An 11,675-nucleotide genomic window follows, 5' to 3' on the forward strand; every position below is an offset into this window, starting at 1 on the left:
CGGCCCACGCCCACTACTGAGCCAGAACGACCTGCGCGAGCCGATCGGTGATGTTATCAAGCGTGCAAATCTTAATACGATGGTCCCGTGAATCAGAGAGGATAACCGTTTCTCCGTCGCCTTCGATTTCAAGAATAAATCTCGCCCCCAGGCGCCTGGAATTTTTATAGCGGGTGCTGATTCGTTGGGGAGAGCAGTCGTTGATGATGCTTAAATAGGGAAATTGCTGACGCAGGCTACGCCCGAGCAGCATTGCCTTAGCAGCCACACGAGGCTGGCCTGCAATAATCACAATGTCGGTCGGCGGATGCGCTCTGGCGGGTTGTGGACGATAACCGAGCAGAGTGACAATCGGCTCCATCATGAATGCAAAACCGCAGGCGGAAACCGGTTTTTCAGCAATACGGCTGGCGCAGGCATCGTATCGGCCGCCACGGCTGATGATTAACTCGCGCTCCATGGCAATGCTGCGCCATTCAAAGACCAACTGACAATAGTCATTGGCGGGAAACAGCGCAGGATCGTATTGCCAGGCAATACCGGCTTGGGTCAGGGCGTGCTGAAGGCGCTGGAACCGATGACGGGAGTCAACGGTAATAAAATCCGCCAGGCAGGGCGCCGCAGGAGCAAGACGCTGAAGAAGGATATCCTCATGATGGATCAACCACTCCGGATGTTTCTCCAGCCAGTGCTGCTGCTCCGGGTTCAGCAAATGCGCGATGGGCTGATAATAATCGCGTAACGCCCGGCGGAAAGCCGCCAGCGAGGGCTCGTCACCCAGCATATTAATATGCAGTTCCGCCATTTCACCGAGGCCAATACGCCTGAAGAAAACCGCCTGCATGACCAGATGCTCGAGTTCGATATCAACGCCCGGCATGCCGAATGCTTCGACGCCAATTTGATGATTTTGCCGGATATCTCCATCCAGGGAGCGTTGACGGAACATGGCGCCGGAATACCAAATCCGGCTCATTACTGCGGTATGAGGGTTATCGGCCATCAGGCGTAGACATCCGGTTGTCCCATCGCCACGTAATTTTCCCTTGTCGGCCATCACCGGGCCGCCTGGGGCGAATAGCGATGTATGTTCAAGTAAGGGTAACCTGATTTGTTGATAGCCATGCTGGCGCAGAAACTGTTCAGCCTGAAGTTCCAGCCAGGTCCACTGTTCTGACGGGGAGGATTCATATTTACGCGGGCGGCCGCAATGTCTTGCCCGCAGCGGCCTTTCCATCTGGGCTTCAAGTTGCTGGCTCAACGCTTGCGAGGCGAGCAGGCAATTTTGCGCCAGTGCATGGCGGATTCTGGTCACCAGCGCCCGATTTACCGGTTGCCGGCAGAACTCCTGGAAGTGGGCCTGTCGCTGTTGCTCATTCTCACCGAGCTTGAGCCAGGCAGGATGAGGAACTATCAAACCTGAAGGCAGATTACCGTGACTATGGCACCCCGGGCTCCCGTCTTCGTCACATTCAATAAAGCGTTTTACGGCCAGGAAATAGGTTTCAGGTTCCAGCGGGCTGCATAGGTAGCGGCTGTCCCACAACGCGCCATGCCGTTGGTAACGACGATTATAATAAGGCACATAGCTGCGTCCGATATGCTGAATAAAACGGCTCAGCGCCTGTTTATCCGGAGCGCTGACCAGCAGCAGGATACGTGGAACGGCAAGTGACCAACTGTGAATAGACACGGCGTAACGTTGCGCCGCGTCTTGCATACACCGTTCGAAGGCTGAGTAATCCTCCTCGTGGCGGAATAACTCCTCGCCATTATGCCCGCGAAGCTGCGCCAGATGCGGCATCCCCGGAATAAATAATCTGTTTTTTCTCGGCATGTCCACGGTTCTCTGCTTAAGGATCTCGCTGTGTGTCAGGGTGAAATGCTGAAGGCGGGATAAGCGCCGCGACGAGTACCGTCCTGCCGCACGGTACCCAATCTGGACGTGTTTACTGACAGTGCTGTTGCAGCCAGTCAATGAGCGCTTTCTCTTCGAGCGACATTTGACGGGAGCTGGCGAGGTCCCATAGCCGTATCTCATTGTCGGTATTCAGCGTGATTATCGCGCGACACTGGCTTTGTAGGGCGGTTTGATGCTGGCGTTTAAGTTTGTTGCCGCTGCAATCCACCATCACGCTTAACTTCTCAATACGCTGGCGCAGAAGCTCCGCCAGCATCTGGGCCCGCAGGCCATCATCCTGACATTCACTGGTAATGACCACGTCTGGGTGAAAATGCCACAACGGATTATCTTTCTGGCTGACGGTCTGAATCAGTAGCAGCAGGCGTTCGATACCGATGGCAAAACCGCAGGCTGGCAACGCCTTCGGATTGAATAACTCCGCCAGGCCGTCGTAGCGGCCACCGCCGCAGACGGTACCCTGCGAACCCAGTTCATCAGTCACCCACTCAAACACGGTGCGGGTGTAGTAATCCAGCCCGCGCACCAGACGGGGATTAATGGTATAGGGAATGTCGGCCTTATCGAGCAGTTCGCAGAGTAGCGAAAAATGGCGACGGGAGTCTTCGAACAGGTAATCCAGCAATCGTGGCGCCTGTTCCAGCATGGGCTGCATGGTCGGATTTTTGCTGTCGAGAATACGTAATGGATTGGTTTCCAGTCGTTTAAGGCTATCTTCATCCAATTGCTCACGATGAGCATTAAACCAGTCAACAAGGGCGGCTTTATGCGCCCGCCGTTCATCCGGCGTGCCCAGGGAGTTAATTTCCAGCCTGACATGCGGGGTCAGGCCCAGCTCCTGGAACAAATCCCGGACCATAAAAATCATTTCAGCATCGACGTCTGGCCCGGCCATGCCGAAGGCTTCAGCGCCGAACTGCGTGAACTGACGCAGTCGTCCCTTCTGCGGGCGTTCATAGCGAAACATCGGGCCCTGATACCACAGGCGCTGGGTTTTGTTGTAACACAGATTATTTTCCAGCACCGCACGCATGCAGCCGCTGGTCCCCTCGGGACGCAACGTAATCTGTTCGCCGCTTTTATCCGTAAAATTGTACATTTCTTTGGCAACGATATCTGTGGCTTCGCCAACAGCACGTTCGAATAAGGCGACCGGTTCCAGCAGGGGTAAGCGGATCTCCTGGTAGCCATAACGGTAGGTCAGACGACGGAATTTATTTTCAAGCCATTGCCAGATTGGCGTTTCGGCGGGCAGTACGTCGCGCATACCACGTATGGCTTTTAACTTTGCACTCATCGTTTATGACTCCTGATGCGAAATTCCCATATACTGTGCAGGTCTGGCGGGTTCCGGTTGGCGCTGCAACCCACCAGATTGTCCAGCGGGCAGCGGCAGTTTGCCGCTGCTCACTCTTATGCCGCCCGTTGCGCCAGGTCGGCAATCACGTCATCGATCAGCGCATCAATCCGGGAACTGTCCAGGTGGTGAGCGGTGGTGATCAGATGGGCCACGTTGCCGGACGTTGCCAAGCAGTGTTTCTTCCATACCCATTCAGAAGGCTTCGGAAAGACCACCGTGATGGAGTTTTTGTGGCACAGCGCGTCAATACCTGCTGCTTTAAAGCGATCCACGGCGTATTTCGCCATGTTGAGGCTGTGACCAATGCGGCGATGCCATTCGGCATCGGTATGGCTGCGAACGGCGGCCCACATCATCAAAGGGGTGTGACCGTTGCGTGACCCTGAAATCGTTTTATCGTGGGCGGAGATGTAGTCGATCTCTACGCTGATACGGTCGACGTTGGCTTTCTTGGCTACCACAATGCCGCATGGAATCGGAGAGCCGATCATTTTGTGTCCGGAAACGCCAATCGAATCGATACCATCCGCGAAGGTAAACGGTTGTGGATCCTCCACGAAAGGCAAGATCATGCCGCTTAGCGCGGCATCCGCGTGTAGATAATAATCTTCACGTGGGATCCCCAGCGCAGCGATACGTTTCTGTATCTCAGCGATATTATCAACAGCGCCGCGTACCGTTGTGCCAATATTGGCGAAAATGATGGGATGGCGTTCGCCTGAGGTCCTGATTTTATTGATCAAATCGTCATAATCCATTTCTCCGTCTGGCTGAGATTCCACCAGTTGCGATTTGATACGCAGCAGTTTGACGATTTTAGCGACGGAATAGTGAGTATCTTTTGAATAGTAGAGCGTGCCTTCCGGGAACAGCTCTCTTCCCAGATAGCAACCAAACATATTACTTTCTGTACCGCCGTTGGTGACATAACCCCAGCTTTCCGCAAAGGGGATTTTGAATATGCCGGAGAAATACTCCATGACTTCTTTTTCAAAGTCGAAAGAGTTGAGTAAATAGTTACAGTACTCCCCCCAGTCACCACAGTTATTAATTGAGAAACGCAGGAAGCGCTCCAGCATGGTGTAATCAAAATCAGCAGATTCAGGGTAGCCAATATTAAAGTAGCGATTTTTTACACAGTATGACCAAAATGCATCAAGTTTATTTTGATCGGCAATAGATAAAGACATATGAATCTCCATATTTATGTTGGTGAATAAAATATTATTTTTGAAGGTAAAGAATATCCTGGCCTTTTTTATTACGTCCGGCCGCGACAAAAGAAAACAGAGGAATGGTTACCATCATCATAATTGTGCCCCAGAAAATGGAATCAGTACCCGAACCGAGCAGGGCGAATATACTGTAAATCATACCGATGACAGTCAGGACGCAATAAAACATAAAGCCACGTCCACGGTTGAGCTTTTTAGAAACCATGATGATAGGTAGCGCGATAATGGCATACATATAAGGCAGCAGGGAGGCAAATACCGACATCAGAATCACCACCTGGAACTGTTTGGCGAGATCGGGGGAAGCCGTCAGTAACAGCACCAGACTCATCAGCACCCCAGAAATAATCAGACCTTTCATCGGGACATCATTTTTATTGGTCTCGGCGAAAATCTGCGGAAATAACCCCTGTTTCGCCCCGGCCCGCGGCCCTTCTGACTGTAGAATCAACCAGCCGGAAATGGAGCCAAAGCAGGCGATAATACTCAGCGCGGAGGCGATGTTGCCGGCCATATCGCCAAACATATAGCGTGCCGCATCGGCGAATGGGGCGGCAGATTTGACCAGTTCGGCGTGGGGAACCAGGCCCATGATAACGGTACAGCTACCGACGTAACATACGGAGGCAATCAGCAGACCATATACGGTTGCGCGAGGCACCGTGCGTTCAGGATTTTCCACCTGTCCGCTGGAGACCACGGCGGATTCCACCCCTAAGAAACCCCACAGCGCAATGGAGGCCGCGGAGACGATGGCTGAGCTGTCGCTGTTGCCCGTCCCGTTGTAGACTTCAGAGAACATTTTCGGGTCAAACCAGAACCAGCCGACAATGCCCACACCCAGCACGACGACCAGCATGCAGCTGGCGGTGAAGGACTGCGCGCGCCCGGCCGTTTTAGCCCCCAGGCTGCCTAAGGCAATAAATGCCCACAGAATAGCGATAGCGGTGATACAACCGTAAACCGGATTATGCAGCGCCGGGAAGAAGTAACTCAGATAGCCGACCCCGGCGACGAGGAGCGCGACGTTGCCAATCCAGGCGCTGATCCAGTAGCAAACCGTCGTCTGAAAACCGATGAAAGGGCCAAACGCATCGCTGGCATAGGCCACGATCCCTCCTGCGCGAGGGGTAATAAGACTGGTTTTAGCGAAAACCAACGCCAGCGCAATTACGCCAATAATAGTAAACAACCATCCCCATAGTGAAATATATCCCACTCCGGCGAGATTGGTCGGCAACATAAAAACACCGGAACCCATCATATTTGATGCGGTCACAAGGGTTAGTGCCGTTAACCCCATTTTTTGCGCAGTACCCGCGCTGACGCTTCCCATATATATCCCCTCTGTATTAAGTAAATGCTTACTTGGTTATTAAGCGCATTTTTTCACAGGGCAGGTGCGGGAATATGATCTACATCATTTTTTGAAAATGATATGCGCGAATATATATTAATTTCTGTATAGTTTTTAAACAGTGATTGGGTAATTCACTCCGTCCCCTTTTTATTTAATCATCAAGGTCAGTGGTGATTGTGCAATAAATAACGGACGGGCTAATTTTTATAGGTGAGCGCCATAGTGAGTGGCTGCTGATTTTTCGGATGCAAAAAATAAGGGGCAAAAGCCCCTTTATCTTTATTTCAACGCATCTTGTTATTAAGTTTCACCGCTCAGCAGGTGGTTTACTGGACCGGCTGGTACTTTTCGCCATGCTGGCAAACACGCCGTCGCGGAATATCCATGCGTGCACTAATGCCGCCGAGAGATGTAGCAACACCACCGCAAAGAGCAGTTTAGCTAACAGGCGATGGGCGTCGTGAAACCAGGCAAAAAGCGCCGGGCTGGTCGGGGTAATGGCCGGAAGGTTAAGTCCTTCAAACATAACTATCGGAACGCCCGCAGCCGACAGTTGTGCCCAGCCAAGCAATGGCATTGCCAGCATCAGCGCGTATAGCGCCCAGTGTGACGCTTTTGCCGCCAGCACCTGCCAGCGTGAGAGCTCCGCAGGAAGATGTGGCGGCCGGCTATAAAACCGGTTGGCCAGGCGAATGAGCGCCAGCAGCAAAATAGCGATCCCCAATGGCCGATGTACATCCACCAACCAAATGCGATGGTGTAATGAAGTCATCATAGCGGCGCCGATGAACAGCATGGCCAGGATCATGATTGCCATCAGCCAATGCAGATATCTCGCCAGAAGGTTGAAATGCTGCGGCGCGCGCCTTTGGTCAGGTTTATTCGATATCATTTAACCTCCTGTTTTTGCACGGCTTCGGTTGCTTTGCCGTAGCCAATTTCCCGTTCGCGACGGCTCCAGGAATGTGAATAGGCGCCAGAGCGCGCATTTAAGACGGGGTCGTTAGAGACCTCTACTCCAGCAGGCACGATGGAGGGATCAAAGTTAACGTCACGGCAGGCGCCTTCGGCTTGGGCGACGAGTTGGGTGACTTTGAGCGTACCGGCGACGACCTGCTGGCGATCCTTTGGCCATGGCTGCGAAGGGTCATCCACCGCGTCGCCAGCTTGGGCGAGTTGCAATACCAAATCCCAGTAAATAGGATGCTGAGAAAGTCGCTGCTGTAATTGTTCGAACAGGAAGTTATGGTCGGCTTTCTGTCGCTGTTCATCAGCGATAGAGACAAATGGATCGCGTGGCCGCATCATCCAGCGTACGGGCTGGCGCTGGCGGTCGGCGTTCACGAGATAGAAAGCGTTAATACTATAAAATGTCGCCCCGGCAAAGCCGCCTGGCGCTGGCTTTTGCGCCGCCCACTGTAAATATTTACTGGCTTCCGGGTAGTCCTGTAAAAATACCGCGAGACGCTGCGGATCGGGCTTACCGGTGGCCGGGTCGACGGCGGTGGCCTTCTTCATGGCAAGAAAGCCCTCCGGGTTTCGGGTGGCGAAGTAGGGCTCGTTGTTCATTGCCATGCGCCACTGCTGTTTATCGTCCGTTTTCAGTAGCAGCGCCATGCTCAGGGTTTTCGTTGAATTATCAGCCGCGTGTGGATTACCTGCGCCAATGGAGAATCGCCCTACAACGGGGGTTTTCGACTGTGAAAAGAGCCGCGCGGTGGAATAAGAAACGGCTGGAGCGGCTGGCTCGAACGTCCCGGTAAAACAGATCCCTTTGCCGTGTGCCCGGCGAAACCCGGCAGGAAAAGGCTTGTCTGGATCGGGGACTAATGACTGGCTGGTGGTTCGCGAACCCAGCCAGCCTGAGGTCCAGGCGAATGCCGCCGCCGTTGCCCCGACGATGACCGCGATGGACGCCAGCGCGCGCCAGGTATTTGGGGATCGGAAATCCAGTTTTGACATAGACCTTTTCCTGTTATTAAGTTTTATTCCACATCACGCTTACTTTATTTCAAATAACGCAGTTAATATCGTGAAAATATAGGGGCATTATTGATGTGTGGACGTTGTCGCTATATTTTTTTATGTGCTGGGAAAGATTGTGTTTATTATAATTTAGTTGGTTGTGTTTCTTCTTTAACCGCATTTTTATTCTTCATGAATTATCATGATAATAATTATAATTGGTGCGCGAACGAAAGAAACAATATCACGAAAAGTTTATACTTCTGTGCAGTTAACGTGATAATAAAAAATGTCATTATCCGCGCCGGATGACGGGCATCACCGACCCGATTCAGGGTATAGTGAAAGCCAAAGTGGTCTCGGAATACATTGCCTACAGCGTGACGAGGGTAATGTGTTGAGCTATATATCTATGTTGGATAAATTTCACTGAAAAATCAAAGTGATGAACGATAAAAAATGGATTAAAGCAGAAGACGTGGCGAAACTCGCCGGCGTTTCCCGTTCAGCCGTCTCCCGCGCTTTCACGCCTGGGGCCTCGGTGTCGCCGAAAACCCGCGCCAAAGTGCAGGCCGCCGCGGAAACCCTGGGCTACCAGGTTAATATCATCGCCCGTACGATGAACACCGGCAGCAGCAACTTTATCGGCATCATCACTTCAGGGTTCGATAACCCTTTTCGCAGTAAGCTGCTGGCGCCGCTGATCCACCAGCTGGCGCTGCATGGATTTATGCCATTGTTGATGAACGCCGATGATCCGCAGCAGTTAGCTCCTTCGCTAAAACATCTTCTCAGCTATCACGTCGCTGGCGTCATTATCACCTCCGGCGCGCCGCCGCTGGAGCTGGCTGAGGAGTATCTTGCGCGAAAAATTCCCGTTACGCTTATCAACCGTCATGCTGAACTTCCCGGTTGCGACCGCGTCAGCAGCGATAACGCGCTCGGCGGGAAACTGGCCGCTGAGCTGTTACACGCAGGCCAGTGCCGGGACGTCGGTTTTATTGGCGAAAATCGTGACAATTTCAGCACCCGGCAGCGCTACGAGGGGTTTATTCACCATGCCAGCGGGCTGGCTGTCACGGCGCATTTCTGCGAAACGGGCGGTTATCAGTCCGGTTTTGCGGCCGCTCGCCGGCTCGCCGCGGAAAGGCCAGGATTGCAGGCGCTGTTTTGCGCCACCGATATGCTGGCGATTGGGGCGATGGATGGGCTACGAGCGGATAATCCAGCGGCCGTCCTTCCGGCAATTATTGGCTTCGACGATATTCCCCAGGCGGAGTGGCAGCCTTATCAACTTACCACTATCCAGCAGGACACCACGCTGTTGGCTTATCACGCGGTGGAGATGCTGGTTAGCCGGATCGCCAAATTCAATCAACCTTCACGTCACCGAGAAGTCGCTGTGAAATTAATAATTCGTAATAGCGCTAAATGAAAAATTCATTTTATGATGAATCGATCACAGAATTATCGCTAAAATCCATCCACACTCACTGCGCTCTTCGGGGCTTTTTTAAATAAAATTGCACACGTGTGCAAAAGGAGTAAATAATGACATCACTGGATTCCTCTGCGCTACAGGCCCGCTATCGCCTGGCCTGCGAGCTGGCGAAAGCGGGTGCCGAGCTGGCTTTCGAATACTATCAGCAGCGCGAGGCGCTGGCGGTAGAGCATAAGGGCAATGACCTTCAGGACGTGGTGAGCGTGGCCGATAAACGCGTAGAAGCCTTTGTTAAGCAGCGCATTACTGATGCGTTTGCGGAGGATGGTTTTCTCGGCGAAGAGAGCGGTACGCAGATGCCGGACGCCAGGGTGCTATGGGTGGTTGATCCCATTGATGGTACCAGCTGTTTTTTGAATGGGCTGCATACCTGGTGCTTGTCGCTGGCGATCGTCGTTGACGGCGAGCCGGTGGTTGGCGTCGTCTACGATCCCAACCATCGTGAGCTGTTCCATGCGCTACGGGGCCATGGCGCCTGGCTCAATGAGACGCCAATTCGCCCACATCCCGCAGCAACGGTCAAAGAAGGGGTGATGGGCGTCGGAACGTCGCATCGGGTGACGCCGGCGCAATTCCTGCCTTTTCTTGACGCGCTGCTCAGCGATGGCGGCATGTTCATCCGCAATGGCTCCGGCGCGTTGATGAGCGCATGGGCGGCCGCCGGGCGCCTGATTGGCTACTACGAACCGCACATGAACCCGTGGGATGCCTTACCCGGTCTGGTGTTGATGCGCGAAGCGGGGGGAGTCGCCAACGACTTTCTGGCGCAAGAGGGGATTCGCCATGGTAATCCCCTCCTGCTGGCCAGCCAAACGCTGTATCCCCAACTACAAAAGATGATCCTTCAACCATTACATTAACCCTTACAGGTTCGGGCTGTTTCTGATTATGTACCCTACACAGTAACGATAACGACCCTCACGGACGAAGCACATCAATCAGTCAAGCCTCCGACCGTCGGAGAAACTATTATGTCTGGAATTATTCATTTTTTCCGGGCGTCGCCGCCGCAAGCGGGCGCCGCGTTTGATGAAAAACGTTTTCGCCGGGTACGTTGGCAAACGTTTATTGCTATGACCCTGGCCTACGTGACGTTCTACGTCTGCCGCTTATCGTTCACCGTGGCGAAAAGCGCGCTGGTGGAATTAGGCATTACCCCAACGGAGTTGGGGATGATTGGCTCGACGCTATTCTTTAGCTACGCCATCGGCAAACTGGTTAACGGTTTTATCGCCGATCATGCCAACGTGGTGCGCTACATGAGCCTTGGTCTATTGCTCAGCGCCGGGATGAACCTGCTGATGGGCATGACCACCAATGCCATGCTGCTGGCTATCTTTTGGGGGATCAACGGTTGGGCGCAGTCGATGGGCGTCGGCCCTTGTGCGGTTTCGCTGGCGCGCTGGTACGGCTTTAAAGAGCGGGGAACGTTTTACGCCATCTGGTCGACGGCGCATAACATCGGCGAGGCCATGACCTACATGGTGATCGCCGCGGTGATCGCGGGTTTTGGCTGGCAAATGGGCTACCTCTCCACGGCTGCGCTTGGCGCCGCTGGCGTGGTGCTGTTGCTGCTGTTTATGCGCGATTCGCCTCAGAGCTGCGGCTTTCCCTCCATTAATGTGATTCGTGATGAACCGCAGGAAGAGACTGAAGCGCGGGGATCGGTGTTCAAAAACCAACTGCTGGCATTGCGTAACCCGGCGCTGTGGACGCTGGCGCTGGCATCGGCATTTATGTATATCGACCGTTATGCGGTGAACTCGTGGGGGATCTTCTTTCTGGAGCAGGATAAAGCTTATTCCACCCTTGAGGCTTCTGGCATCATCGGCGTTAACGCGATCGCTGGTATCGCCGGGACCATCATCGCCGGCATGCTCTCTGACCGCTTTTTCCCGCGCAATCGCAGCGTCATGGCCGGATTTATCAGCCTGCTGAACACCGCGGGTTTCGCCTTAATGCTCTGGTCGCCGCATAATTACTACACCGACATCCTGGCGATGATCGTCTTCGGTGCGACCATCGGCGCGTTAACCTGTTTCCTCGGAGGATTGATCGCCGTCGATATCTCTTCACGCAAAGCGGCGGGGGCAGCGCTGGGAACCATTGGTATTGCCAGCTATGCCGGGGCGGGGTTGGGCGAATTTCTGACCGGGATCATTATCGATAAAACCGCGATCCTCGAAAACGGGAAAACGCTTTATGATTTCAGCACGCTGGCGTTGTTCTGGATAGGCACCGGATTGGGTTCCGCGTTACTCTGTTTTACCACCGCCGCCATCGTCGCCCGACGCCATGCCGTCGAACGGCAGACTTCATTCTCCTCATAACTG

At 53.5% G+C, this 11,675-nt stretch carries 9 protein-coding genes; 3 read left to right on the top strand and 6 right to left on the bottom strand.

Going from position 1 to position 11,675, the window contains the following annotated elements:
- Positions 1-13: 13 nt before the first annotated feature.
- The 6 genes from PGR10_RS12020 to PGR10_RS12045 all read right to left on the bottom strand — a co-directional run bounded on the left by PGR10_RS12020 (position 14) and on the right by PGR10_RS12045 (position 7,838).
- Positions 14-1,837 (bottom strand): ATP phosphoribosyltransferase regulatory subunit, encoded by a 1,824-nt coding sequence (locus tag PGR10_RS12020; RefSeq protein ID WP_162750125.1) that lies wholly within the window; start codon positions 1,835-1,837, stop codon positions 14-16.
- 112 nt (positions 1,838-1,949) lie between these two features.
- On the bottom strand, positions 1,950-3,218 hold the full coding sequence (gene hisS / locus PGR10_RS12025; protein ID WP_113373000.1) for a histidine--tRNA ligase: 1,269 nt from the start codon (positions 3,216-3,218) through the stop codon (positions 1,950-1,952).
- A gap of 116 nt (positions 3,219-3,334) precedes the next feature.
- Positions 3,335-4,471, bottom strand: a complete 1,137-nt coding sequence (locus PGR10_RS12030; protein WP_015369839.1) for a histidine decarboxylase — start codon at positions 4,469-4,471, stop codon at positions 3,335-3,337.
- 34 nt (positions 4,472-4,505) lie between these two features.
- A complete protein-coding gene (gene hdcC / locus PGR10_RS12035; RefSeq protein WP_045373958.1) occupies positions 4,506-5,852 on the bottom strand; it encodes a histidine-histamine antiporter in 1,347 nt (448 codons plus the stop codon).
- A 331-nt stretch (positions 5,853-6,183) separates the two neighbouring features.
- The gene (locus PGR10_RS12040; protein ID WP_113372999.1) at positions 6,184-6,768 is read right to left on the bottom strand and encodes a cytochrome b; all 585 of its coding nucleotides are present in this window, start codon (positions 6,766-6,768) and stop codon (positions 6,184-6,186) included.
- Complete coding sequence (locus PGR10_RS12045; protein ID WP_430923524.1) at positions 6,765-7,838, bottom strand: catalase family peroxidase; 1,074 nt, start codon at positions 7,836-7,838, stop codon at positions 6,765-6,767. The genes PGR10_RS12040 and PGR10_RS12045 overlap by 4 nt, the downstream gene beginning before the upstream one ends.
- Positions 7,839-8,319: 481 nt before the next feature.
- On the opposite strand from PGR10_RS12045, the gene PGR10_RS12050 reads away from it, so the two are divergent.
- The 3 genes from PGR10_RS12050 (at position 8,320) to PGR10_RS12060 (ending at position 11,672) form a co-directional block, all read left to right on the top strand.
- Positions 8,320-9,276 (top strand): LacI family DNA-binding transcriptional regulator, encoded by a 957-nt coding sequence (locus tag PGR10_RS12050; protein WP_161798778.1) that lies wholly within the window; start codon positions 8,320-8,322, stop codon positions 9,274-9,276.
- 116 nt (positions 9,277-9,392) lie between these two features.
- The gene (locus tag PGR10_RS12055; protein WP_087859732.1) at positions 9,393-10,202 is read left to right on the top strand and encodes an inositol monophosphatase family protein; all 810 of its coding nucleotides are present in this window, start codon (positions 9,393-9,395) and stop codon (positions 10,200-10,202) included.
- 111 nt (positions 10,203-10,313) lie between these two features.
- Positions 10,314-11,672 (top strand): MFS transporter, encoded by a 1,359-nt coding sequence (locus PGR10_RS12060; protein ID WP_430916747.1) that lies wholly within the window; start codon positions 10,314-10,316, stop codon positions 11,670-11,672.
- Positions 11,673-11,675 lie beyond the last annotated feature (3 nt).

Origin of the sequence: Klebsiella sp. 141198, from assembly GCF_050600785.1 — a bacterium.
GTDB classification, from domain to species: Bacteria; Pseudomonadota; Gammaproteobacteria; order Enterobacterales; family Enterobacteriaceae; genus Klebsiella; species Klebsiella aerogenes.